The organism is Anaeromyxobacter soli (assembly GCF_022808855.1).
Lineage (GTDB): Bacteria > Myxococcota > Myxococcia > Myxococcales > Anaeromyxobacteraceae > Anaeromyxobacter > Anaeromyxobacter soli.
Genome location: NZ_JAKZLF010000045.1, coordinates 1 through 22,229, shown reverse-complemented (window position 1 = coordinate 22,229; position 22,229 = coordinate 1). Strand labels below are relative to the sequence as shown.

The 22,229-nt window shown below is 73.6% G+C and carries 23 protein-coding genes; 18 read left to right on the top strand and 5 right to left on the bottom strand.

Annotation, left to right across the window (positions count from 1 at the left end; all coding sequences use genetic code 11):
• Nucleotides 1–13 precede the first annotated feature (13 nt).
• Entirely contained in the window at nucleotides 14–1,960 is a 1,947-nt protein-coding gene (locus MLV88_RS21575; RefSeq protein ID WP_242333985.1) for an Lnb N-terminal periplasmic domain-containing protein, read from the bottom strand.
• A 50-nt stretch (nucleotides 1,961–2,010) separates the two neighbouring features.
• A complete protein-coding gene (locus MLV88_RS21570; RefSeq protein ID WP_242333983.1) occupies nucleotides 2,011–2,517 on the bottom strand; it encodes a DUF3015 family protein in 507 nt (168 codons plus the stop codon).
• A 210-nt stretch (nucleotides 2,518–2,727) separates the two neighbouring features.
• On the opposite strand from MLV88_RS21570, the gene MLV88_RS21565 reads away from it, so the two are divergent.
• The 7 genes from MLV88_RS21565 (at nucleotide 2,728) to mltA (ending at nucleotide 9,848) form a co-directional block, all read left to right on the top strand.
• On the top strand, nucleotides 2,728–3,531 hold the full coding sequence (locus MLV88_RS21565) for an electron transfer flavoprotein subunit beta/FixA family protein (protein ID WP_242333981.1): 804 nt from the start codon (nucleotides 2,728–2,730) through the stop codon (nucleotides 3,529–3,531).
• A gap of 15 nt (nucleotides 3,532–3,546) precedes the next feature.
• Nucleotides 3,547–4,509, top strand: a complete 963-nt coding sequence (locus MLV88_RS21560; protein WP_242333978.1) for an electron transfer flavoprotein subunit alpha/FixB family protein — start codon at nucleotides 3,547–3,549, stop codon at nucleotides 4,507–4,509.
• Entirely contained in the window at nucleotides 4,509–5,513 is a 1,005-nt protein-coding gene (locus tag MLV88_RS21555; RefSeq protein WP_242333975.1) for an MBL fold metallo-hydrolase, read from the top strand. Before MLV88_RS21560 ends, MLV88_RS21555 begins: the two co-directional genes overlap by 1 nt.
• Before the next feature lie 86 nt (nucleotides 5,514–5,599).
• A complete protein-coding gene (locus tag MLV88_RS21550; protein ID WP_243338667.1) occupies nucleotides 5,600–6,358 on the top strand; it encodes a TerC family protein in 759 nt (252 codons plus the stop codon).
• 5 nt (nucleotides 6,359–6,363) lie between these two features.
• Nucleotides 6,364–7,272, top strand: coding sequence for a DMT family transporter (locus tag MLV88_RS21545; RefSeq protein ID WP_242333968.1), 909 nt, complete (start codon nucleotides 6,364–6,366; stop codon nucleotides 7,270–7,272).
• A gap of 134 nt (nucleotides 7,273–7,406) precedes the next feature.
• Nucleotides 7,407–8,585: a glycosyltransferase family 4 protein gene (locus tag MLV88_RS21540; RefSeq protein WP_242333966.1), complete on the top strand. Its 1,179-nt coding sequence runs from the start codon at nucleotides 7,407–7,409 to the stop codon at nucleotides 8,583–8,585.
• A gap of 81 nt (nucleotides 8,586–8,666) precedes the next feature.
• Nucleotides 8,667–9,848: a murein transglycosylase A gene (mltA, locus tag MLV88_RS21535; protein ID WP_242333963.1), complete on the top strand. Its 1,182-nt coding sequence runs from the start codon at nucleotides 8,667–8,669 to the stop codon at nucleotides 9,846–9,848.
• A gap of 110 nt (nucleotides 9,849–9,958) precedes the next feature.
• Here mltA and uraA read toward each other — a convergent pair whose 3' ends face one another.
• Nucleotides 9,959–11,260 carry a uracil permease gene (gene uraA, locus MLV88_RS21530; protein ID WP_242333960.1) on the bottom strand — a complete coding sequence of 434 codons (1,302 nt, stop codon included), beginning with the start codon at nucleotides 11,258–11,260 and terminating at the stop codon, nucleotides 9,959–9,961.
• A gap of 213 nt (nucleotides 11,261–11,473) precedes the next feature.
• On the opposite strand from uraA, the gene MLV88_RS21525 reads away from it, so the two are divergent.
• Both MLV88_RS21525 and MLV88_RS21520 read left to right on the top strand, forming a co-directional pair.
• Nucleotides 11,474–11,647, top strand: a complete 174-nt coding sequence (locus MLV88_RS21525) for a hypothetical protein (RefSeq protein ID WP_242333958.1) — start codon at nucleotides 11,474–11,476, stop codon at nucleotides 11,645–11,647.
• Between the two features lie 98 nt (nucleotides 11,648–11,745).
• A complete protein-coding gene (locus MLV88_RS21520) occupies nucleotides 11,746–12,738 on the top strand; it encodes an MBL fold metallo-hydrolase (protein WP_242333955.1) in 993 nt (330 codons plus the stop codon).
• A gap of 29 nt (nucleotides 12,739–12,767) precedes the next feature.
• Here the strand turns inward: MLV88_RS21520 and MLV88_RS21515 are convergent, their stop codons facing one another.
• Complete coding sequence (locus MLV88_RS21515) at nucleotides 12,768–13,445, bottom strand: O-methyltransferase (RefSeq protein ID WP_242333952.1); 678 nt, start codon at nucleotides 13,443–13,445, stop codon at nucleotides 12,768–12,770.
• Between the two features lie 230 nt (nucleotides 13,446–13,675).
• On the opposite strand from MLV88_RS21515, the gene MLV88_RS21510 reads away from it, so the two are divergent.
• The 3 genes from MLV88_RS21510 (at nucleotide 13,676) to MLV88_RS21500 (ending at nucleotide 17,777) form a co-directional block, all read left to right on the top strand.
• Nucleotides 13,676–14,038 carry a hypothetical protein gene (locus MLV88_RS21510; RefSeq protein ID WP_242333949.1) on the top strand — a complete coding sequence of 121 codons (363 nt, stop codon included), beginning with the start codon at nucleotides 13,676–13,678 and terminating at the stop codon, nucleotides 14,036–14,038.
• Nucleotides 14,039–14,154: 116 nt separating this feature from the next.
• Complete coding sequence (locus MLV88_RS21505) at nucleotides 14,155–15,177, top strand: RluA family pseudouridine synthase (protein WP_242333946.1); 1,023 nt, start codon at nucleotides 14,155–14,157, stop codon at nucleotides 15,175–15,177.
• A 35-nt stretch (nucleotides 15,178–15,212) separates the two neighbouring features.
• The gene (locus MLV88_RS21500; RefSeq protein WP_242333944.1) at nucleotides 15,213–17,777 is read left to right on the top strand and encodes a penicillin-binding protein 1A; all 2,565 of its coding nucleotides are present in this window, start codon (nucleotides 15,213–15,215) and stop codon (nucleotides 17,775–17,777) included.
• 48 nt (nucleotides 17,778–17,825) lie between these two features.
• Here MLV88_RS21500 and MLV88_RS21495 read toward each other — a convergent pair whose 3' ends face one another.
• Nucleotides 17,826–18,263, bottom strand: coding sequence for an EVE domain-containing protein (locus MLV88_RS21495; RefSeq protein ID WP_242333940.1), 438 nt, complete (start codon nucleotides 18,261–18,263; stop codon nucleotides 17,826–17,828).
• An 84-nt stretch (nucleotides 18,264–18,347) separates the two neighbouring features.
• Between MLV88_RS21495 and tatB the strand changes: the two genes are divergently transcribed.
• From tatB to MLV88_RS21465, 6 genes are all read left to right on the top strand, one after another.
• Nucleotides 18,348–18,722 (top strand): Sec-independent protein translocase protein TatB, encoded by a 375-nt coding sequence (gene tatB, locus MLV88_RS21490; RefSeq protein WP_242333937.1) that lies wholly within the window; start codon nucleotides 18,348–18,350, stop codon nucleotides 18,720–18,722.
• On the top strand, nucleotides 18,719–19,528 hold the full coding sequence (tatC, locus tag MLV88_RS21485; protein WP_242333934.1) for a twin-arginine translocase subunit TatC: 810 nt from the start codon (nucleotides 18,719–18,721) through the stop codon (nucleotides 19,526–19,528). Before tatB ends, tatC begins: the two co-directional genes overlap by 4 nt.
• An 83-nt stretch (nucleotides 19,529–19,611) precedes the next feature.
• Complete coding sequence (locus MLV88_RS21480; RefSeq protein ID WP_242333932.1) at nucleotides 19,612–19,803, top strand: hypothetical protein; 192 nt, start codon at nucleotides 19,612–19,614, stop codon at nucleotides 19,801–19,803.
• A 13-nt stretch (nucleotides 19,804–19,816) separates the two neighbouring features.
• Nucleotides 19,817–21,019: an acetyl-CoA C-acetyltransferase gene (locus MLV88_RS21475; protein WP_242355255.1), complete on the top strand. Its 1,203-nt coding sequence runs from the start codon at nucleotides 19,817–19,819 to the stop codon at nucleotides 21,017–21,019.
• A gap of 73 nt (nucleotides 21,020–21,092) precedes the next feature.
• Nucleotides 21,093–21,290: a hypothetical protein gene (locus tag MLV88_RS21470; protein ID WP_242333926.1), complete on the top strand. Its 198-nt coding sequence runs from the start codon at nucleotides 21,093–21,095 to the stop codon at nucleotides 21,288–21,290.
• 6 nt (nucleotides 21,291–21,296) lie between these two features.
• Nucleotides 21,297–22,031, top strand: a complete 735-nt coding sequence (locus tag MLV88_RS21465; protein ID WP_242333924.1) for a rhomboid family intramembrane serine protease — start codon at nucleotides 21,297–21,299, stop codon at nucleotides 22,029–22,031.
• The last annotated feature ends 198 nt before the right edge of the window (nucleotides 22,032–22,229 follow it).

Below are 22,229 nucleotides of genomic sequence, written 5' to 3'. Positions count from 1 at the left end.
GCCGCGCGGTGCGTCACCGGTAGACGAGCACGCCCGCCTGCACGTCGCGGTCCTCGGGCGCGGCGCGCGCCTCGAGGGCGAGCGACAGCGCGCGCGTGAGGTGCAGCCGGAGCGTGCCGGACAGGGCCCAGGTCTGCTCGGGGGTGGCGAAGGGCAGGTAGCGCCAGCGCGCCTCGGCGAGCAGCACCACCCGCTCGCCGCCGCGGATCCGCACGAGCGCGGAGGGGCCGAGCCCGAGCCGCACGCCGGCGCCGCGGATGCCGTCGAGTCGCGGCGAGCCGAGGAGCTCGGTGTCGCCGAGGGCGAGGAGGTCCACCGCGCGGGCCAGGTTCGCGGCGCCCAGGCCGCCGCCGAGCTCGAGGGCGCCGGCGAGGCAGCCCGCGCAGCCGCCGTCGCGCACGGTCGTCGCGCCCACCCGCATCCGCCACGAGGGGCGCTGGTCCCAGCGCGACAGCGGGTTCAGCGAGACCACCCGGACGAGCGACGCGTCGTCGAGCTCGAGCCGCTGGTGCTCCGGGTAGTAGCGCAGCCTCGCGGGCAGGAACTCGATCTGCGCGGTGGGCGGGTAGCCCTGGAGCGGGTCGGCGAGATCGTGGAGGGCGAGCCGCGTCTCGAGCGCGGCGTAGCCGCCGTGCGCGTCCGCGGCGCCGCCCCCGAGCCCGACGCGGAACGAGCCGTGGCCCTGGTCCGGACGGCGGGCCTCGGGCGCGGGCACCTCGAGCGGCGCGCTCGCCACCGGGATCTCCGCGCGGCGCTCGAGGAGCGCCTGGCGGAGCGTCGCGGCGGCGGGATCCTCGCCCATGACGAGCTTTCGCCCGTGCTTCAGGTCGAGGAGGTCCTGGGCCGCGTCGAGCACCGCCACGCGCCGCGCCGGCGCGAGCGCCTCCGGGAAGGGCGCCGCCGGGCTCCTCGCGAGCACGACCGCGGTGCGGAGCTCGAGGCCGGAGAGGTCGCGCGCGCGCGCCTCGAACTGCGTGCGGATCGAGGGGCGGTAGTGGACGGCGCGGACGAGGCCGGGGTTCGCGTAGAGCGCCTTCAGCGTGTCGGAGGGGAGGACGACGGCGCGGCCGACGTGCGAGAGGAGGTCGAGCCGCGGCGCGGCCGCCTCCAGCGCGCCGAGCACGTGGTAGCTGCAGTTCTCGTCGAGGTACCAGTAGGCGAACCAGGTCCCGCCGAGCTCCCAGAGGTGCCGCGCGAGGAGCTGCGTCTCCTCGGGCGCGAGGGCGAGGTCGTACTCCCACAGGTCGCGCGACTCGAAGTCTCCGTACTGCCGGACCTTGTAGTAGTACGCGTAGTGCTTGAACTCGCCCTTGAAGAGGCCGAACAGCCCCTTCGCCGCGTAGAGGATGGCGTTCGAGGTGTCGACCGTGGCGGCGTAGTCGACGCCGTAGTCGAGGAGCTCGAAGTGCTTCCCCTCGCGGGCGCCCTCCGCCTTGTCGAGGCGGAGCAGCGTGTGGCCGAAGGAGGAGGAGGGGTTGTTGAGGTAGTAGGAGGAGAAGACGAGCGTCACGCCCGCGGGGCGGACGCGGGCGAGGAAGTCGTCGAGCTTGGGGCAGCTGCGCGGCGGGAGGGCGGCCGGGTCGAGCCCGAGCCGCGCGGCGAGGAAGGCGGCGCGGGCCGGGAAGCGGCAGTAGGGATCGGCGAGCTCGTCCGCGAACGGTCCGGGGGAGAAGAGGCCCGCGATGGTGGCCTCGAGCTCGGCGGCCGGATCGGTCTTGCCGTCCTTGGCGAGGAAGAACTCGCGCCCGTCCACCTCGCTGCGGAGGCCGAGGAGCCCCCTGCGCCAGTGGCCGAGGCGGAGCCAGCCCGGATCCTCCGCGAGGTGAGCGGCGCGGGCGCGCGCGACGAGCGACGCGGCCGCGGTCGGGAGGGCGATCGCGGGAGCGGCCTCTGCCGCGGCGCTCCGGGGGAGGGCGGCGAGGACGGAAAGAAGAAGGAGCGCGGCGACCTTGGGGGTCATCCGCGCTCCTGATTACCACGAGGGGCCGCTTTCGGCCCTCCCCGCTCCGCCTAGCTCTTGCCGCAGCCGAGGCTCTGGTCGCCGTGCAGCGTCTCGAGGATGGCGCGCGTCACGTCGTCGTTCGACGCGCTCTCGCTCGGGAAGATTGTCTTGAAGTTCTTCTGCAGCGCGGCGCCGACCTTGTGCGAGTCGCCGCAGGCGTTGATGACGGTGAGCGCGCCGATGGCCTCGCCCTCGCCGCGGGAGATGTCCTTCGCGAGCGCCTCGCGGTTCGCCTCGACGAAGTTCTTCGTGCCCATGGCGAAGAGGCCCGGGCCGCAGTTCGAGGTGCCGGTGGTGATGCCGAAGGTCTGCGTGCCGAACAGGCCGTTCGTGGTGGCGGCGAGGATCTGCACGGCGCCCGGCGTGTCGCCGAAGGCCATCGAGCCGAGGCCGCAGCCGGCGGCCCCGTACTTGCCCGTGCCCTTGATGGCGGACTCGGTCTGCGCGCGAGACTGCGCGGCGGCGGGGAAGGCGAACACGACGGCGGCGATCGCGAGTGCGAGGGAGCTGCGCATCTTCATGTCTCCTTGGAGCGAGTTTGACGGAGCGAGAATGGGCCCTTCCGGGGGCCCGCGTCTCCACCTCGTATCCGGTCTGTCGCACTTTCGCGCGTTTCTGGCGGCGCCCTCGTGGGGCACAGGCGCCCGCCTTTTCGGTTGCGGTCCGATGCCGCGCTGCGCAAGATCTGGCCGGCCCTCGAACCGATTCGGAAATCAGGTGCATCCATGAGCCTCAAGATCCTCGTGACCGCGAAGCGGGTGGAAGACCCGGAGTCGAAGATCAAGGTGAAGCCCGACGGCTCGGGGATCGTCACCGACGGGGTCAACTACAAGATGAACCCCTTCGACGAGATCGCCGTCGAGGAGGCGCTTCGCCTGAAGGAGAAGCACGGCGGCGAGGTGATCGTCGCCTCCATCGGGGGCGACAAGTCGGCCACCGAGATCCGCGCGGCGCTGGCGATGGGCGCCGACCGCGGGATCCTCGTCCGCCACGACGGCCCGCTCGATCCGGTGGGGGTCTCGGCGGTGCTCGCGAAGGTGTTCGAGCAGGAGAAGCCGGACCTCGTCATCCTCGGCAAGCAGTCGATCGACGACGACCAGAACCAGGCCGGGCAGTACCTCGCCGCGCGGCTCCGGCTCCCGCAGGCGACCTTCGCCTCGAAGACGGAGAGCCTCGAGAGCGAGGCCGAGCAGAAGAAGGAGCCCGGCCTGAGGCTCGCCGCGGACGGCAAGTCGCTCGCGGTGGTGCGCGAGGTCGACGGCGGCGTCGAGACGCTCGAGGTCTCGCTGCCGGCGGTGGTGACGACCGACCTCAGGCTCAACAAGCCGCGCTTCGCCTCGCTGCCCGGGATCATGAAGGCGAAGAAGAAGGAGCTGAAGGAGCTGCAGGCGTCCGCGCTCGGCGTGGAGCTCGCGCCGAAGGTGGTCGTGAAGAAGCTGTCGGCGCCGCCGTCGCGCAAGGGCGGCGTGAAGGTGGCGGACGTCGAGGAGCTCTTCAGCAAGCTCCACGGCGAGGCGAAGGTCGTCTAGCGCGCGAGGCACATCATGGCGAACGTCCTCATCGTGGCGGAGCAGTTCGGCGGCGCGGTCCGCAAGGCGACCCTGCACGCCCTCTCGGCGGGGCGCGAGGTCGCGCGGCGCACCGGCGGGACCTTGCACGTGGCGGTGCTGGGGAGCGGGATCGGCCCCGTCGCCGAGGAGCTCGCCGGCTACGGCGCGGAGGTGCACGCCGCCGACGCGGCGGTGCTCGAGCATCCGCTCGCCGAGGCGCACGCGCCGGTCGTGGCCGAGCTCGCGCGCGCCGTGGAGGCGACCCACGTCGGCGCGGCGGCGACCGCGTTCGGCAAGGACCTGCTCCCTCGCGTGGCGGGCCTCCTCGAGGCCGCGATGGCCACCGAGGTGCTGGGCTTCGGCGGCGAGGGCGCGGAGGTGACGTTCCGCCGGCCGATGTGGGCGGGCAACGTCCTCGCCGAGGTCGCCCTCGCGACGCCGGTGAAGGTGTTCACCGTGCGCGCCACCGAGTTCCCGGCCGCCGCGAAGGAGGGGAAGGGCGCGGTGACGACGGCGCAGGTGAGCGTCGACGCGGGCGCGCTCAGGACGCGCTACGCCGGGTTCACGGAGGTGAAGAGCGCGCGGCCCGAGCTCACCGAGGCGCGCATCGTGGTCGCGGGCGGCCGCGGCACGAAGGGCGACTTCAAGCCGATCGAGGCGCTCGCCGACGAGCTCAACGCCGCGGTGGGCGCGAGCCGCGCGGCGGTGGACGCGGGCTGGGTCCCGAACGACTGGCAGGTCGGGCAGACCGGCAAGGTGGTCGCGCCGGAGCTCTACGTGGCCGCCGGCATCTCCGGGGCCATCCAGCACCTCGCCGGGATGAAGGGATCGAAGGTGATCGTGGCGGTGAACAAGGACCCCGACGCGCCGATCTTCCAGCTCGCGGACTACGGGCTCGTGGCGGACCTGTTCAAGGCCCTGCCGGAGCTCGCCGAGAAGCTGAAGAAGAGCCGGTGATGACGGAAGCGGAGCTCGCCGGGCTCGGAGTCACACGCATCGCGGTGCCGATCCCGTTCCCGCAGGCGGGCGGGCCGGTCAACGTCTACGTCATCGAGGAGGCTGGCGGCGGGCTCGTGCTCTTCGACTCCGGCTTCGCGAGCACCGAGGCGCACGCCGCGATCGAGGAGGGGTTCAGGCGCATCGGCCGTCGCTTCGACGAGGTCTCGCGCATCGTGGTGTCGCACGGCCACGTGGACCACTACGGCGGGGCGCGCTTCGTCCAGGAGCGCCACGGCGCCGGCCCGCCGGTGTTCGCGCACCCGGCCGATCTGCCCAAGGTCGCCGAGGGCGGCTGGCGCTGGCGCGACCACGCCGCCGCCTACTCGGCGCACCTCGCGCGCCTCGGCGTGCCGGCGGAGGTGATCGAGGCGACCGCCCTCGCGGGGGAGAAGAGCTTCGAGCTCGCGCGCCGCGTCCCGGAGGCGCGCCCCATCGGCGAGGGCGAGCGGATCCGCGGGCGCCACCTCGACCTCGAGGTGCTCCACATGCCGGGGCACACCCCCGGCCTCGTCTGCCTCTACGACCGCGCGCGCCGGCTCTTCTTCTCGGACGACCACCTCCTCCAGAAGGTCTCGCCGAACCCGCTCATCGAGCTCGGCCCCCGCGGCGAGGAGGGCTACTTCCGCCCGCTCCTCGCCTACCTCGACAGCGTCCGCCGCATGCACGCCCTCGAGATCGACCTCGTGCTGCCCGGCCACGGCCCGCCGTTCTCCGGCCACCGGGCGGTGATCGACCGGCTCGTGGACTTCTACGGAAAGCGCCAGGCGAAGCTGCGCGAGCTCCTCGCAGAGGCGCCGCGGACCGCCTGGGAGCTCTCCCGCGCCCTGTTCCCCTGGGCGAAGCCGGGCGACGCCTTCCTCACCATGTCCGAGACGGTCGCGAACCTCGAGCTGCTCGAGGCCCGCGGCGAGGTGATCCGCGCCCCCTCGGGCGGCCCGAGGCGCTTCGCCCTCGCCCGCTGACGCCGCCCGCCCGGGCCCGCCCCGCGCGACAGGGAGCGCCCGCTCCCGCTCGACAAGGGCGCCCGCATCGGGCATGGGAGGCCGGCATGCTCGACCTGCTCACGCAGCCCGACACCTGGATCTCGCTCGCGACGCTCGCCGCGATGGAGATCGTCCTCGGCATCGACAACGTCGTGTTCCTCACCATCCTCGCCGGGCGGCTGCCCGCCGGGGAGCAGCCGAGCGCGCGCCGGCTCGGGCTCGCCTTCGCGCTCGTGACGCGGCTCGGCCTGCTCTTCGCGATCAGCTGGGTGATGAGGCTCACGCGCGAGCTCTTCGCCGTCGCCGGCCACGGGTTCTCCGGGCGCGACCTCATCCTCCTCGCGGGCGGGCTGTTCCTCATCGCGAAGGCGACGTTCGAGATCCACGACAAGCTCGAGGTGAAGCACGGGCCGGAGGCGGCGGCGGGGCAGGGCGGCGCGGCGAGCTTCTGGGGCGTCATCGTCCAGATCGGCGTCCTCGACATCGTCTTCTCGCTCGACTCCGTCATCACCGCCGTGGGCATGGCCCAGCACCTCGCGGTGATGGTCACGGCCATGGTGCTCGCGGTGGGGGTGATGCTCGTGTTCGCCGGGGCGATCGGCGACTTCGTCGAGCGGCACCCGACCATGAAGATGCTGGCGCTCTCCTTCCTCATCCTCATCGGCGTGATGCTCGTCGCCGAGTCGTTCGGCCGGCACGTGGAGAAGGGCTACATCTACTTCGCGATGGCGTTCTCGCTCGGGGTCGAGCTGCTCAACATGCGCATGCGGCGCACCAAGGAAGCGCCGGTGAAGCTGCACGGCCGGTTCGAGGGAGAGGTCTAGCGCGCGTGGCCGATCTCGCCCTGCTCATCCTCACGCTGTTCTGGGGCACGACCTTCCACTTCGTGAAGGGCGTGCTCTCGGTCGCCTCGCCGGGCGTGTTCCTCGCGGCGCGGTTCGGGGTCGCCGCCGCCCTCCTCGCCGCCGTCGCGCTCGTCCGGCGCGACCGGGTGGGCGCGGGGCTCCTCCGCCACGGCGGGCTCCTCGGCGTCTTCATGCTGGCCGGGTTCGTCCTCCAGACGGTCGGGCTCAATCACACGACGCCCTCGCGCTCCGGGTTCCTCACCGGGCTCGCGGTGCTCATCGTCCCGTTCGTCGCCCGCTTCCTGCTCGGCCGGCGGGTGAAGCTCGCGAGCTGGGCGGGGGTTGCGCTCGCGGTGGCCGGGCTCGGGTTGCTCACCCACCCGTTCGGCGAGCCCGTGGACGCGGGGGTGCGGCTCGGCGACCTCCTCACCGCGGCCTGCGCGGTCGCGTTCGCGCTGCAGATCGTCTACACGTCCGAGTGGTCGCCGCGGCATCCGGTGGTGCCGCTCACGCTCGTTCAGATCGCCGTCACGTTCCTCGGCGCCGCCGCGATGCTGCCGTTCGAGGCGCGCTACTACCGGCCCGAGGGCGCGGCGGTCTTCGCGGGGACGGTGGTGTTCACGGGCGTGCTCATGACGGCCCTCGCGTTCTTCGTGCAGAACTGGGGGCAGCGCCACACCACCGCCGTGCGCGCCGCGCTCATCTTCTCCCTCGAGCCGGTGGCGGCGGCGCTCTTCAGCCACTTCTACGGCGGCGAGCCGCTCCGGGTGACCGACTGGAGCGGCGGCGCGCTCATCGTGCTCGGGGTGATCGCCGGCGAGGTGGGCGGCCTCCTCGAGGGGCGGCGCGGCGCCGGGGGCGCGGCGGTCGCCGCGCAGGCGCGCGGCGGCTGAAGGGCGCGGTCCCGCGGGGCCTCGCGCACGGGTGCGGCGTCCCTCCACCCGTCCGAGCGGGGGCCCGCGGCAGGGCTTCCCCCGCTCCCGCGCGGTCTACATCTTCCCGGGTGACCGCGAGGACCGACACGCGCATGGATCGACCCGACCCGTCTCTCTCGATCGCCTACACCAACTACGGGGAACAGAGCGGCGTCACCCTGCACGTCGCCCACGCGCTGCGGGCCCTCGGGCACCGGATCACCCCGGTCTCGGCGCGCGGGCCGCTCGACCTGCGCGATCCGGCGACGCGCCTGCCGCGCTTCACGCGCGACGTGGCGGTGCACCTCGCGCTCGCGACGGCGCGCTTCCGCAGCCAGGCGCTCACCTACCGCTGGAACACCCCCTACGCCTTCGACGTCCACTCGCGCCACCTCGGCGTGGCCCTCGCGGCGCTCGATCCTGCTCCCGACGTGGTGCTCCAGAACGGGGCGCTGTTCTCGCCGGGGCTCCCCGCGCGCCTCCCCTACGTCCTGCTCCTCGACCACACCCGGGCGCTCGCCGAGGCGGCCCCCGCGTTTCGCCGGGCCGGCCTCGCCGCCCCGCCGCGCTACGGGCGCGCCTGGTTCGAGCGCGAGCGGGCCTGCTACCGGGGGGCGGCCGCCATCGCGACGTTCTCGGAGAACGTCGCCCGCTCGCTCGTCCGCGACTACGGCCTCGCGCGCGAGCGGATCGTCGTCGTCGGGGCCGGCGCGAACGTGGTGCCGGAGCGCCCCGCTCGCGCGGACGACGGCGAGACGATCCTCTTCGTCGGCCGCGAGTTCGCCCGCAAGGGCGGCACGATCCTGCTCGACGCGTTCGAGCGCGTCCGGCGCCGTCGGCCCGCCGCCCGGCTCCTCATCGCCGGCCCGCCGGAGCCGCTCGCGCTGCCCGACGGGGCGGAGCAGCTCGGCCCGGTGCCCTACGACGGGCTCGAGGAGCTCTTCTCGCGGGCGACGGTGTTCGCCCTCCCCACGCTCGTCGAGCCGTTCGGCATCGCCTTCCTCGACGCGATGGCGTGCGGCGTCCCTTGTGTGGGGACCGCGGTGGAGGCGGTCCCTGAGATCATCGAGGAGGGGAAGACCGGCCTCCTCGTCCCGCCCGGCGATCCGTCTGCGCTCGCCGAGGCGCTGCTCGCGCTCCTCGGGGATCCGGCCCGGGGGCGGGAGCTGGGGGCCGCCGGCCGCGCCCGGGTGCTGAAGCGGTTCCAGTGGACGCAGGTCGGGGCGCGGCTCGACGCCGTGCTGCAGCCCGCGCGCGCCGCCGCGCGCGAGCCGGCGCGCGCCGCCTCCTGATCCGCCGGGCGCCCGGCCGTCCCCCGACCGGGCGACCGAGCGGGCGGAATGGCGCCGGCAGAGCCCGGGTTATCGTGCGCGATGCGCCGCGCCCTCCGCCTTGCCCTCGTCAGCTCGCTCGCGCTCGCCGCCTGCCGCACCCTCCCGCCTCCCCCCCAGCCAGCCTCGAGCGCCGAGGGCGCGCTCGAGGAGTTGAAGCCGGAGGCGTTCCCCGCCTTCGCCGACGACCTCGACTACGCGGGCCTCGATCTCGCCCTCGAGCGGTCGCTCCAGCACTTCGCGCGCCTCTCGCGGGCGGACCCCGGCCGGACGCTCGCCTTCGGCAAGGAGCGCGTCCCGCTCGCGCGCGTCGCCGCCTCGCTGCGCCGCTTCCGGGAGCTCGTGGCCGCGCGTCCCCCGCCGGCGGCGCTGCGCGAGGCGCTCGTCCGCGAGTTCCGCGTCTTCCGCTCGGTCGGCGACGGGCGGGGGACGGTGCTCTTCACGGGCTACTACCTGCCCGAGCTCGACGGCGCGCTCGATCGCGGCGGGCGCTTCCAGGTCCCCCTGCACCGCGCGCCGGACGACCTCGTGCAGGTGCGCGCGCGCGACTTCCCCGCGCTCTCCGCCGACCTCGTGGGCAGGGTGAAGGACGGCCGGCTCGTGCCCTACCCGACGCGCGCGGAGATCGCCGACGGCGCCCTCTCCGGCCAGCGGGCGGAGCTCGCCTTCGTCAGCTCCGCGGTGGACGCGTTCTTCGTGGAGATCCAGGGGAGCGGCCTGTTGCGCCTTCCGGACGGGACGACCCGCGTCGTCACGTACGCCGGCAAGAACGGGCACCGCTACGAGGCGATCGGCGCGGAGCTCGTCCGTCGCGGCGCGATCCCGCGCGAGCAGGTCTCGATGCAGACGATCAAGGCCTGGCTCGCGGCGAACCCCTCCGAGCAGCCCCTGCTCCTCGCCACGAACCCGTCCTACGTCTTCTTCCGCTTCGCGGACGAGGCCGTGGGCTCGCTGGGAGTGCCGGTCACGCCGGATCGCACCCTCGCCGCCGACGGGAAGGTGTTCCCGAAGGGCGCCCTGGCCTTCGTCGAGGCCGAGCGGCCGACCGACGCGGCGGGCGGGCCGATGAAGCCGTTCGGCCGGTTCTTCCTCGATCAGGACGCCGGCGGCGCCATCCGGAGCTCCGCGCGCATCGACCTCTTCTTCGGCAGCGGCGCCTACGCGGAGAGCGCGGCCGGCCGGATGAAGCAGCCCGGGCGGCTCTACTACCTGCTCCTGCGCTGAAGGCCGCGGGGGCTCCTGGCCGCGCCGCGCCCCCGGACGCACGAGCGCCCGGGCCGCGCAGCGCGGACCGGGCGCTTTCGGAGAGGCGCGCGCGCCTCCGGGCTACACGGCTACACGTCGGCGGCTTCGCCCGACGCCTCGCCGGCGCCCTTCTCGAGCCCGCGCGGCAGGACGAGGTTCAGGAGGATGCCGACGTAGGTGGCGAGCGGCATCTCGCTGAACTCGACGGTGCCGATGTTCAGCTTCGCGCCGCCGATCCCGATGACGAGCACGACCGAGGCGATGATGAGGTTCCGCTTCTGCGAGAAGTCGATGCCCGCCTCGACCAGCATGCGGATGCCGGCGGACGCGATGATCCCGAAGAGCAGGATGCAGATGCCGCCCATCACCTGGGTGGGGATGGTGCGGATGAGCGCGCCCACCGGCGGGAAGAAGGACATCACGATGGCGATCACGGCCGCGCCGCCGATGACCCACACGCTGAACACGCGGGTGATGGCCATGACGCCGATGTTCTCGCCGTAGGTGGTGTTGGGCGGGCCACCCACGAGGCCGGCGAAAGCGGTCGCCACGCCGTCGCCCGCGAGCGAGCGGTGCAGGCCGGGGTCCTTCATGAAGTCGCGGCCCACGATGTTGTTCGTGACGATGAGGTGGCCGATGTGCTCGGTGATGACGACGAGCGAGATCGGCGCGAGCGTGAGCACCGCCCCCCAGGTGAAGGTGGGGAGCACGAAGGGGGGCAGGGCGAGCGGCGCCGCGCTCTTCACCGCGGCGAAGCTCACCTGACCGGCGAGGAGCGCCACGACGTAGCCGCCCACGATGCCGATGAGGACGGGGATGACGCCGAGGAAGCCCTTCAGGAAGACCGCCGCGAGGATGGCGATCGCGAGCGCCGAGAGCGCCACCGCGAAGAACTCCGGGTGATACGTCCCGGTGCCGCCCTCCATCGCCATGGTCACGACCGCCGTGCGGGCGAGGCCGAGGCCGATGACCATCACCACCGAGCCGATCACCACCGGCGGCAGGACCCGGTCGATCCAGGCGGTGCCGAACTTGCCGATGAGGAGCGCGACCGCGATGTAGGCGAGGCCCACCACCACGCAGCCGCCCATCGCGATCGACACCCGCTCCGGCGAGGCGAGCTCGCCCGCCTTGGCGCCCAGGATCCCGATGAAGGCGGCGATGAAGGCGAAGGACGAGCCGAGGTAGGCGGGGATCTTCCCCTTCGTGATGAAGATGTAGAGGAGCGTGCCGACGCCCGAGGTGAAGAGGGTCACCGAGGTGTCGAGGCCGACGAGGTAGGGCACGAGCACCGTCGCGCCGAACATCGCGAAGAGGTGCTGGAGCGAGAGCGGGATGCTCTGGAGGAGGGGCAGCCGCTCCCCCACGTCGACGGTGCGCTGCGGTCTCATCTTCGCCTCCCGGGGCGCGTCCGGGCCCGCGGGCGCGGGCTCGGAGTTCTTTCGAAGAGGTAGGGCCATGGCGGCGCGCATCATGCCGTGGGGGACTGACAGCCCATATGAGGAAGAGGCCCCTCTCCGGGCGCCGCCGACGAGTTACCCCTACGGCCCCTCGCTGCGCTCCGCCGCCGGGGTGACGATCCTGGACGACAACGGAGGTGGGCGATGGCGGAAGGCAAGCGAGGCGGATTCCATTCGCTCGAGAAGAAGATCCACGACCTGGAGGAGCAGGACCGCCAGGCGGAGCGGAAGGGCGGCGAGGCGCAGGGCAAGAAGCGCGAGGCGAAGACGGAGGCGGCGCCGGCGGAGCGGCGGCCACCTCCCGCCCACGACGAGTGACCGAGGTCTCGCGGGCGCGAGCCTCCACCGGCGCGCCACGGCAGGCGCGCGGGCGGGGGTTCGCGCCTGTGGGGGGCACGGTGTAGAACGGGCGCCCGATGAGGCGGCCGCCGATCGAGCTCCACCGCGGTGAGCTCCGGATCACGAACAGCGCTCTCCACCTCGACGCGAAGCGACGCGTCGAGTGCGCGTTCGTCTCGCACGCGCACGGCGATCACATCGGCCGACACGACCGCACCATCGCGACCGCCGCCACGATCGCGCTCATGCGGCACCGGCTGGGGGAGCCCAAGCGCCGCAAGACCGAGGCGCTCCCGGTCGGCTACCGCACGCCGTTCGGGCTCGGCGAGCTGACCCTCGAGCTCTTCAGCGCGGGCCACGTGCTCGGCTCGGCGCAGCTCCGGGTCACGCGCAACGAGGTGGCCGTGGGCTACACGGGCGACCTCTGCACCGAGCCCACCCACGCCGCGGAGCAGGCGGACGTGATGCCCTGCGACGTGCTCGTGATGGAGTCGACCTTCGGCCACCCGCGCTACGTCTTCCCGCCCAAGGCCGACACCCTGGCCGCGATCCGGCGCTTCGTGGACGACGCCCTGTCCGACGGGGTGACCCCCGTGCTCCTCGGCTACGCGCTCGGCAAGGCGCAGGAGATCCTGAAGTTCCTCTCCGACGCGGGCTACCCCTGCCGCGTCCACCCGGTGGTGCACGCGGTGAACCGCGTCTACGAGGCGGAGGGCGTGGCGCTCCCGAACGTCCGGCCGCTCGGTCCCGAGGGCGCGGGGCCGGGGGAGGTGGTCGTCTCGCCGCCGCACCTCGCCCGCAGCCCGGCCATGCGCGGCGTGCGCCGGCGCCGGACCGCCATCCTCACCGGCTGGGCCATCGACGGCGCGCGCTGGTTCCGCGGGGTGGACGCCGCGTTCCCGCTCTCCGACCACGCCGACTTCCCCGGGCTCCTGGGCTACGCCAAGGCGACCGGCGCCGCGCGCGTGTACACCGTGCACGGCCACGCCGACGCGCTCGCCGCCGCGCTCCGCAAGGAAGGCATCCGGGCGGAGCCTTTGCGCGAGCACATGCAGCTCGAGCTGCTGTAGCCCGTCGGTTCGGCCTTCGCCGCAGCAGCTCAGCGGAGCTTCACTCCTAGCGACAGCCCCTCCGCGGTCGGCAGCATCGTGGCGCGGAAGCGCCCGCCGCGCGCGAGCCGCTCGCTGAACTCGCGGAGCGGCTGCATCGCGGCGGCGTCCTCGCCGGCCGCCGCCGGCTCGTGGACGTGGCCGAAGCCGAAGGTGTTGTCGGCGAGGAGGAGCCCGCCCACGCGCAGGTTCGCCTCCGCCCAGGCGAGGTAGGCCGGGTACCCGCCCTTGTCGGCGTCCACGAAGACGAGGTCGAACGGGCCCTCGGCCTCGACGTCGCGGAGCCGCTCGAGCGCGGGGCCCACGTGCAGCCGCACGCGGTCGGCGACGCCGGCCCGCGCGAAGGCGGCGCGGGCGAGCTCGGCGTGGGACTCGCGCAGCTCGAAGGTGTGGAGCACGCCGCGGTCGGGCAGGGCGCGCGCGAGGCACACGCCGCTGTAGCCGCCGAGCGTGCCGATCTCCACGATCCGCCGCGCGGCGCAGGCGCGCGCGAGCACCTCGAGGTGGAGCCCGTCGAAGCGGCCGACCTCGATCGCCGGGAGGCCCGCCGCGCGGCTGCGCGCGCGGATCTCGCGCAGCACCTCGTCCTCCGGCCCGTACACCGCCTCGGCCCAGGCCGCGAGGGCAGGATCGCCCTGGCCGAAGCCCTTCACCTCTGGAGAGCCCATCGTCCCGCCTCCGGTCGGGCGGAGATACCGGAGCCGGCGCGCACGGCGCACGTGCCGCTGGGGGCGGCGGCGGCCCGACGTGGCGGCGAGCGGGCGGGGGTGGCCGCGCCGCTCCGCGCGCGGACGGGACCGCGGGGTCGCGGGGCGCCGCGCGCCGGCGGGGCGAGCGGGGAGGCGCGCGGAGGGCGCGGGCCGCTTGCCCATGCACGGATGGTGCGCAGGTTCGTGGCATGCACGGGCTGCCTCCCTTCACGCCGGTCGCGTCGAGCGTCCGCGTCCGCGCGGTGAACATCGCGCTCGGGCTCTGGCTCTTCGCCTCGACCTTCCTGCTCCCGCGCGACGGCGGCGTCGGGTTCAGCACCTGGCTCGTGGGGATCTGGGTCGCGACCACCGCGCTGCTCGCCCTCTACGCGCCCGCCCTGCGCTTCCTCAACACCGCCCTCGCCGGCTGGCTGCTCGTGACGACGATCTGGTTCCCGCACACGCAGGCGTGGGTGGCGTTCCACGACGCCTTCGTGGCGGGCGTGATGCTGGTGGTCTCGCTCGTGAAGACCACGCCGCTCGAGCTGCGCCCGCGCGACGCGCCGGCCTGAAGCGACCGAGCACGACCCCGCGCGCGGTCCCGCGGAGCGGCGGCCGGCGCGCGAGGCGCCCGCCCCGCTGGCGCGCCGGAGTCGTCCGGAGCGGGCGGGTGCTGTAGAACATCCCGGTGCTGACGATCACCATCTCCGAGGACGCCGCCGGGCAGCGGCTCGACAAGCTCGTGCGCAAGGCGCTCCGCGACGTGCCGCTCTCGCACGTCTACAAGATGTTCCGCACGCGCAAGGTGCGGGTGAACGGCGCGCGGGGCAAGGCGGAGCAGCTCGTGCAGGCGGGCGACACGGTCGTGATCCGCGGCGACGAGGAGCGGCTCCTCGCGCGGCCGGAGCCGGCGCGCGGCGCGGCGCGGGGGGGCGAGGTCACCTTCGGCGTGCTGCACGAGGACGCCGACGTCCTCGCGGTGGACAAGCCGGCCGGCCTCGCCGCCCACCCCGGCACCGGCATCACCGGCGCGACGCTCGTGGAGATGGCGCGCGCGCACCTCCGCACGCCCGAGGACCTGCCGCCGACCGAGTTCAAGCCCTCGCCCGCGCACCGCCTCGACCGCGACACCTCCGGCGTCGTGCTGGTCGCGAAGACGCGCAAGGCGATGGTGGGGCTCACCGAGATCTTCACCAGCGGCGAAGGGGTGAAGAAGACCTACCTCGCCCTCGTGAAGGGGAAGATGCCGCGCGAGGTCGGCACCATCGACCTGCCGCTCTCCGAGCACGAGCAGACCGCGCGCTCCAAGGCGGCGCGCGGCGTGAACCTGCAGGAGGCGCTCACCCGCTGGAAGGTCCTGTCCTCCGGCAAGGAGGCCTCGCTCCTCGCCGTCGGCATCGAGACCGGCCGCACGCACCAGATCCGCCGCCACCTCGAGGCGATCGGGCACCCGGTGCTCGGCGACAAGCGCTACGGAGACTTCCCCGCGAACCGCGCCGCGAAGCAGCGCTGGGGCCTCCGGCGCATGTTCCTCCACGCCTGGAGGCTCGAGCTCCCGCACCCGACGGGCGGGCGGCGGCTGGAGCTCGAGGCGCCGCTCCCGGAGGAGCTCGCGGAGGCGCTCTCGCGCGCGAACCTCGCGGCGCCCGGGGTGGGCCCGGGCGAGCGGGCGGGGGCCAGGGCGCCAGCCCGCCCACACGGCGAGCGTTGAACTCACCCGGACCCGGGGCTTAGATTCGCCAGCCGATGAGCGACAGCCGCGATCCGACGGTCGAAACCGGGGGCACGACGGACGCCCCCTCCCGCGTGGTCCTCGACGGGGTCCCGCCCCCCCGGCCTCTCGTCCGGCGGCTCCTCCGCTGGGCGATCTTCCTCGCCATCGTGGCGGTGAACGCCGGGGTGGTCGCCGGGATCGCGGGCTACCTGTACTTCTCGCGCAGCCTCCCGGAGCTGCCCAGGATCGCCGACTACCGGCCGCCCATCATCACCGAGCTCACGAGCGGCGACGGGCAGATCGCCGGCGAGTTCTTCGTCGAGCGGCGCAAGGTCGTCCCGTACGCGCGCATCCCGCGCCAGCTCGTGCAGGCGTTCATCTCGTCGGAGGACCAGGACTTCTTCGAGCACGGCGGCATCGACTGGAAGGGGACGCTCCGCGCCGCGGTGAACACCTACGTGCTGCGGCGCCGCATCCAGGGCGGCTCCACCATCACCCAGCAGACCGCGAAGTCGCTGCTCATCAGCGCGGAGGGCTTCGAGTCGGGCACGAAGCGGAGCCTCGCCCGCAAGATCCGCGAGTTCATCCTCGCGAAGCGGCTCGAGCGCGCGTTCACGAAGGAGGAGATCCTCTGGCTGTACCTGAACGGCGTCTACCTCGGGCACCACAGCTACGGGGTCCAGACGGCGGCCGAGAACTACTACCGCAAGAACGTGGAGGAGCTCACGCTCGAGGAGGCGGCCCTCATCGCCGGGCTGCCGCAGGCGCCGTCGCGCTACTCGCCCTTCTCCCACCCGGAGGCCGCCAAGGAGCGGCGCCGCTACGTGCTGCGCCGCATGGCGGAGGAGGGCTTCATCACGCAGGAGGAGCGGCGGCGCGGCTCCGAGGCGGAGGTGAAGGTCTTCGGGGTCGACGACGTGTTCCGCGAGACGGCGCCGTTCTACGTCGAGCAGGGCCGCCGCTACGTGGTGGACCGCTACGGCAACGACCGGCTCCTCCACGACGGGCTCCGCGTGGAGCTCGCGATGGACCTCGAGAAGCAGCGCGCCGCCCAGGCGGCGATGCTCTCCGGGCTGATGGAGGTCGACCACCGCCAGGGCTACAACGGGCCGGTCGCCAACGTCGCCCCCGGGAGCGACGAGCGCAGGGAGCTCGCCAGCCGGCTCGCGCGCGCCTGGCCGAAGGGCTCGCTCGAGCCCGGCGACTACTGCGTGGGGATCGTGGCGCGGGTGGGCGCCGACGCGGCCGAGGTCGAGATCGGCGAGAACCGCGGCCTGCTCCCCGTCTCCGGCATGCGCTGGGCGCGCCGCCCGAACCCGGAGGTCTCCTACCCCGACGCGCTCATCTCCCGCCCCTCGGTGGCGGTGAAGGCGGGCGACGTCGTGCTCCTCCGCCGCGTGACGCGGGAGCAGCTGCAGAGGCGCGAGAAGGAGCTCGCGGTGGGGAAGGCCTCGGCGGTGCCGGAGGCGGAGCTGCTCTTCTCGCTCGAGCAGGAGCCCAAGCTGCAGGGCGCCCTCGTCTCGGTGGACCCGTGGACGGGCTACGTGGTGGCGATGGTGGGCGGCTACGACTTCGACGCCTCCGAGTTCAACCGCGCGTTCCAGTCCTGCCGCCAGCCGGGCTCCGCGTTCAAGCCGCTCGTCTACTCCGCCGCCATCGAGAAGCTCGACTACACGCCGGCGACGATCCTCACCGACGCGCCCATCGTCTTCCGCGACGACGAGAACAGCTGGAAGCCCCAGAACTACGGGCAGGACTTCAAGGGCGACGTGACGCTGCGCACCGCGCTCGTCAACTCGATGAACATCCCCGCGGTGAAGACCGCCGAGGCGCTCACCGCGAAGGCCGGCGCCCTCGCGCTCGCGCAGTGGGCGAAGGCGCTCGGGCTCACCACGCCGGTGAAGCTCGAGCTCGGCAGTGCGCTCGGCTCGTCCTGCGTGAACCTGTGGGAGCTCACGAACGTGTACGCGCTCTTCGCGCGCTACGGCGAGAAGCGCCCCGCCGCGCTCGTGAAGCGCGTCCTCGACCGCGACGGGAACGTGCTCGAGGATCGCGCCGACTGGCGCGACCCGTGGGTCGGGCTCGACGAGCGGCTCGCGGCGGGGTTCGCCGAGGTGACGCGCCCGCGCGAGCGGGTGATGGACGAGCGGACCGCGTACATCCTCGTGCGGCTGCTGCGCGAGGTCGCGACCGTCGGCACCGGCGCCCGGGCGGCGGCGCTCGGCAAGCCCGCCGCGGGCAAGACCGGCACGACGAACGACTCGTTCGACACCTGGTTCATGGGCTTCACCCACGACCTCGCGACCGGGGTGTGGCTGGGCTACGACGTGAACGTGACGCCGCTCGGCCGGTACGAGACCGGCGGCCACGCGGCGCTGCCCATCTGGCTCTCCTACATGCGCACCGCGCTCGAGGGCCGGCCCCAGCCGGAGTTCGCCGCGCCCCCCGGCATCGTGGAGGTGCGGATCGATCCCGAGACCGGGAAGCCGTCGGGGGACGGGCGCGGCGTGCTCGAGCCGTTCAAGCAGGGCACCGAGCCGACCGCCGTGAAGGAGGGCCAGCAGAAGGTCGAGGTGCAGGACCTCTTCATGCAGTAGCGGCCCGCGGGCGAGCGGGCGCCCGCCGAGCGGCCAGGGCGGCGTGCGTCAGAAGCGCTCGTCGGCGCGGAGGCCGCCGGTCTTGGCGATGATCTCCGCCACCCCGACGAGATCGCGCCACTCCGCCGGCGAGAGCGGGACGACGGAGAGCCGGCCCTGGCGGAGGAGCGCCGAGCCCTCGAACGTGGGCTCCTGCTTCAGCGCCTCGAGCGGGACCGGCGCGGGGAGCGGCCCCACCGCCCGCACGTCCACGCAGACGGTCCCGCTCCCCTCGGGGTCGGGGTAGGCGGTGCGCACCACCACCGCCACGCCCACGGCGCGCTTCTCGCCCGAGTGGTAGATGACCGCGTGGTCGCCCGCCTGCATCGCGCGCAGGTTGGCCTGCGCCTGCGCGTTCGAGACGCCGGTCCAGGCGGTGGTGTCCTCGCGGACGAGGTCGTCCCACGCGTACGCGCTGGGCTCGGTCTTCAGGAGCCAGTAGGCCATGCGCCGGAGAGTTAGGCGCGGCGAGCCGGCGCCGCAACGACCGCGCGAAGCCTTCCGGATTCGCCCGTGTTATATGGGCGACGCATGTTCGGCCTCGGCTTCGGCGAGATCGTGATCATCGCCATCCTGGCGCTCCTCCTCCTCGGGCCCGACCGCCTGCCGGAGGCGGCCAAGACCCTCGGGAAGACGCTCCGGGAGGTCCGCAAGGCCACGGACGACATCAAGGACCAGATCGAGACCGAGCTCTACGCGGACGAGCGGAAGGCCGCGAAGCCCGCCCTGGTCCCGCCGGTCCCGGCCGCGTCGCTCCCGCCCGCCGGGCCACCGCCGCCCGCCACGACCGACAACGTCCCGGGCCTCGAGGCCGCCCTCGCCGAGCCCGCCGGCGCGGCGCCCCCGCCCGCCGCGGAGGAGCCCGCCGCGGCCTCCGAGGCGCCTGCGCCCTCCAGGACCGCATGAGCTCGACCGCGCCGCAGCTCCCTCCCGCCGGCGGAGCGCCGGAGCCGGAGGGCGAGGTCCGCCTCACGTTCATGGAGCACCTCCGCGACCTGCGGAAGCGGCTCATGCACGCGCTCCTCGGCGTGCTCGTGGGCATGGTCGCGGTGGGCGGGTTCGTGGAGCCCATCTTCCACTGGCTCATGAACCCGGTGCGCGCGGCCCTGCCGAAGGAGCAGCAGGTGCTGCACTACACGAGCTCGATCGAGCCGCTCATGGTCTACCTGAAGGTGGCCGTGTACGGCGGCGTGTTCGTGGCCGCGCCGTGGGTGCTCTGGCAGGTCTGGCAGTTCATCGCCCCCGGCCTCTACCGCAAGGAGAAGCGGCTCGTCGTCCCGTTCCTGTTCTTCGGGACCCTGCTCTTCTACGTCGGCGCGGCGTTCTGCTACTTCCTCGTCATGCCCCCGGCGTTCCCCGCGATGCTCGCCATCGCCGGCGACGCGAGCCTCGTCCCGATGCTCACCATGAGCTCCACCCTCGGGCTCGTGCTCGGGATGCTGCTCGGCTTCGGCGTGGTGTTCGAGGTGCCGGTCATCATCGCGTTCCTGGCGCTCATCGGGGTGGTCTCCGCCGACACGCTCGCGAAGTACCGGCGCATCGCCATCGTGGTGAACACGCTCATCGCGGCGATCATCACGCCCACCGGCGACCCGCTGAACCTCGCCATGATGGCCGTGCCGATGATCCTGTTCTACGAGATCGGCATCGTCCTCGCGCGCATCCTCGGCAAGAAGAAGGCCGCCCCGGCCGCGTCGGTCGCGAAGGCGTAGGCGCTCACCCGGCGCGCCCGCGCGCGGACCCACCCCCATCGAAAGCCGCGCGCCGCGCCCGGCGGGGACGTAGCATCCCCGGCGTGACCTTCCACGTCCTCGCGGCGCTGTTCGCCGTCTACATGCTCGCCCGCCACGCCCCGCGCGCCGTGCGGCTCCTGCGCTCGCCGGAGGGGCGGGCCGCGGCGGCGATCCCCGTCGTGAACATCCTCCTCGCGGTGGCGATCCTGGCCTTCGCCGTGAAAGGCCTCACCGCGAGCCTTATCCCTAGATGAGGAGGCTTCGCGCATGAAGCGGGCAGGCCAGAAGGACGTCGTCATCCTCGCCGCGAAGCGGACCCCCTTCGGGACGCTCGGCGGGGCGCTCAAGGATCTGAGCGCCACCGACCTGGCCGTGCACGCCGCGACCGCGGCGATCGCCCAGGCGGGCGTCCCGGCGGAGGACTACGGCCACGTGGTGATGGGCAACGTGGCGCAGACGAGCAGCGACGCGATCTACCTCTCCCGGCACGTGGGGCTGCGCGCCGGGCTCCCGCAGCGCGTGCCCGCGCTCACCGTGAACCGGCTGTGCGGGTCGGGCTTCGAGGCGGTGATCCAGGCCGCCATGCTCATCGAGCTCGGCGAGGCGGAGGTGGTGCTCGCCGGCGGCACCGAGTCGATGAGCCAGGCGCCGCTCGTCGTGCGCGGCGCGCGCTTCGGCTTCCCGTTCGGCAAGCCACCCGCGATGGAGGACATGCTCTGGTCGGCCGTCACCGACAGCTACGCCGGCATGCCCATGGCGCTCACCGCCGAGAAGCTCGCGGAGCAGCACGGGATCGGCCAGGACGCGGTGGACGAGCTGTCGGTGCTCTCCCAGCGGCGCTGGGCGGCGGCCCAGGAGGCGGGGCGCTTCCGCGAGGAGCTCGTCCCCGTCGAGGTGAAGGGCAAGAAGGGCAGCGTCACGTTCGACCGCGACGAGCACCCGCGCCCGGACACCACCGTCGAGGGGCTGCGCAAGCTGCCCAAGGTGTTCAAGAAGGACGGCGTCATCCACGCAGGCGCCGCGAGCGGGGTCGCCGACGGGGCGGGCGCGCTGGTGGTCGCCACCCGCGCGTACGCGGAGCGGCGCGGCGTCCGCCCGCTCGCGCGGATCGTGAACTGGGGCCACGCGGGCGTGGACCCGACCATCATGGGCATCGGCCCGGTGCCGGCGATCCAGAACGCGCTCGCGCGCGCCGGCGCCACCCTCGCGGACATCGACCTCTTCGAGGTGAACGAGGCGTTCGCCCCGCAGTACCTCGCGGTCGAGAAGGAGCTCGGGCTCCCGCGCGAGCGCACGAACGTGGACGGCGGCGCGATCGCGCTCGGCCACCCGCTCGGCGCGAGCGGCGCGCGCATCACGATGCACCTCGCGTACGAGCTCCGCCGGCGCGGCGGACGGGCGGCGATCGGGTCCGCCTGCATCGGCGGCGGGCAGGGCGTCGCGATCGTCCTCGCCCCGGTCGAGCCGTGACGCCGTCCGTCGCGTTCTTGCCCGGGCCCTCCCGGGACGATAGGGTCCAGCCCGTTCCGAGGGAGGGTACGGGATGGCGGACTTCACCGGGGTGAAGGTGTTCACGACCACGCTCGCGCGCGATCGGGAGCACATGGGAGAACACATCACGCGCTGGCTCGCCGAGCACCCCGATTACGAGGTGGTGGAGCGCGAGGTGACGCAGAGCTCCGACAAGGAGTTCCACTGCCTGTCGATCATCCTGTTCTACCGGGAACGAAGAAAGGCCTGACGCCACATGCCCACCGCCCGCCGCCGCCCCCCCGATCTCGGCAGCGTCTTCACGTTCGGCGGGCGGGTCCCCGCCGCGGTGGGCTTGCTCATCGTGGCGATGGCGGTGGTCACCATCGGGAGCTGGCTCGACCGGCGGCTCCTGGCGCTCCTCGCCTTCGATCCGCCGAGCGTCGTCGGCGGCCAGGTCTGGCGCCTCCTCACGTGGGTCTTCGTCCAGGACAGCCCGCTCACCCTCTTCTTCGCGGGCTTCATGCTCTGGTGGCTCGGGCAGCAGCTCGTGTTCACGTGGGGCGAGCGGCGCTTCCTCCTGCGCTTCCTCGGGATCACCGTGGGAGCCGGCGCCCTCGCGACGCTCGTCGCGATCGTCTACCCGCCCGCCGCCATCGCCCACATCGACGCCTGGCCCACGGTGAACGCGCTGCTCGTCGTCTGGGCGCTCATGTACCCGGACCGCCCGCTCTCCTGGTTCGGAGTCGTGAACATGAGCGCCAAGATGATGGCGGCGCTCGTGGTGTTCGGGACCGTGCTCTACGCCATCGCCTACGGCGGCCCGGGCCGCTTCGTGGTGCACTTCTCCGCGCTCGCCCTGGGCTGGGTGATGTCGCGCGGCTTCTCGTTCGGCCGGTACTTTCGCAAGGCCCGGCGGAGCATGGAGGAGCGCGAGGCGCGCCGCCGCGCGAAGCACCTCAAGGTGGTCCGCCGAGACGGCAAGGACGAGCCGCCCCGCTGGATAAACTGATCTCACGGGGGACTGCGTCCCCCGCCCCAGCGGCGGAGCCGCCGGGGCCCCACCCCCGCTCGGCGGGGCCCGTGAACCTGCGCGCCCGCTGACGCGGGTGCGCGCAGGTTCCCCGCCGGAGGGGCTTCGCCCCTCCCGCGCTTCGCGCGGGGCCCTCCCCATCGCGCGGTCTCGACACGGAACACGCGGCGGCGCCCG

What these genes read in the sequence shown, in the direction of transcription:
- MLV88_RS21575 (WP_242333985.1), bottom strand. Translation starts at nt 1,960, where the DNA reads ATGACCCCCAAGGTCGCCGCGCTCCTTCTTCTTTCCGTCCTCGCCGCC.
- MLV88_RS21570 (WP_242333983.1), bottom strand. Translation starts at nt 2,517, where the DNA reads ATGCGCAGCTCCCTCGCACTCGCGATCGCCGCCGTCGTGTTCGCCTTC.
- MLV88_RS21565 (WP_242333981.1), top strand. Translation starts at nt 2,728, where the DNA reads ATGAGCCTCAAGATCCTCGTGACCGCGAAGCGGGTGGAAGACCCGGAG.
- MLV88_RS21560 (WP_242333978.1), top strand. Translation starts at nt 3,547, where the DNA reads ATGGCGAACGTCCTCATCGTGGCGGAGCAGTTCGGCGGCGCGGTCCGC.
- MLV88_RS21555 (WP_242333975.1), top strand. Translation starts at nt 4,509, where the DNA reads ATGACGGAAGCGGAGCTCGCCGGGCTCGGAGTCACACGCATCGCGGTG.
- MLV88_RS21550 (WP_243338667.1), top strand. Translation starts at nt 5,600, where the DNA reads ATGCTCGACCTGCTCACGCAGCCCGACACCTGGATCTCGCTCGCGACG.
- MLV88_RS21540 (WP_242333966.1), top strand. Translation starts at nt 7,407, where the DNA reads ATGGATCGACCCGACCCGTCTCTCTCGATCGCCTACACCAACTACGGG.
- mltA (WP_242333963.1), top strand. Translation starts at nt 8,667, where the DNA reads ATGCGCCGCGCCCTCCGCCTTGCCCTCGTCAGCTCGCTCGCGCTCGCC.
- uraA (WP_242333960.1), bottom strand. Translation starts at nt 11,260, where the DNA reads ATGAGACCGCAGCGCACCGTCGACGTGGGGGAGCGGCTGCCCCTCCTC.
- MLV88_RS21525 (WP_242333958.1), top strand. Translation starts at nt 11,474, where the DNA reads ATGGCGGAAGGCAAGCGAGGCGGATTCCATTCGCTCGAGAAGAAGATC.
- MLV88_RS21520 (WP_242333955.1), top strand. Translation starts at nt 11,746, where the DNA reads ATGAGGCGGCCGCCGATCGAGCTCCACCGCGGTGAGCTCCGGATCACG.
- MLV88_RS21515 (WP_242333952.1), bottom strand. Translation starts at nt 13,445, where the DNA reads ATGGGCTCTCCAGAGGTGAAGGGCTTCGGCCAGGGCGATCCTGCCCTC.
- MLV88_RS21510 (WP_242333949.1), top strand. Translation starts at nt 13,676, where the DNA reads ATGCACGGGCTGCCTCCCTTCACGCCGGTCGCGTCGAGCGTCCGCGTC.
- MLV88_RS21500 (WP_242333944.1), top strand. Translation starts at nt 15,213, where the DNA reads ATGAGCGACAGCCGCGATCCGACGGTCGAAACCGGGGGCACGACGGAC.
- MLV88_RS21495 (WP_242333940.1), bottom strand. Translation starts at nt 18,263, where the DNA reads ATGGCCTACTGGCTCCTGAAGACCGAGCCCAGCGCGTACGCGTGGGAC.
- tatB (WP_242333937.1), top strand. Translation starts at nt 18,348, where the DNA reads ATGTTCGGCCTCGGCTTCGGCGAGATCGTGATCATCGCCATCCTGGCG.
- tatC (WP_242333934.1), top strand. Translation starts at nt 18,719, where the DNA reads ATGAGCTCGACCGCGCCGCAGCTCCCTCCCGCCGGCGGAGCGCCGGAG.
- MLV88_RS21475 (WP_242355255.1), top strand. Translation starts at nt 19,817, where the DNA reads ATGAAGCGGGCAGGCCAGAAGGACGTCGTCATCCTCGCCGCGAAGCGG.
- MLV88_RS21470 (WP_242333926.1), top strand. Translation starts at nt 21,093, where the DNA reads ATGGCGGACTTCACCGGGGTGAAGGTGTTCACGACCACGCTCGCGCGC.
- MLV88_RS21465 (WP_242333924.1), top strand. Translation starts at nt 21,297, where the DNA reads ATGCCCACCGCCCGCCGCCGCCCCCCCGATCTCGGCAGCGTCTTCACG.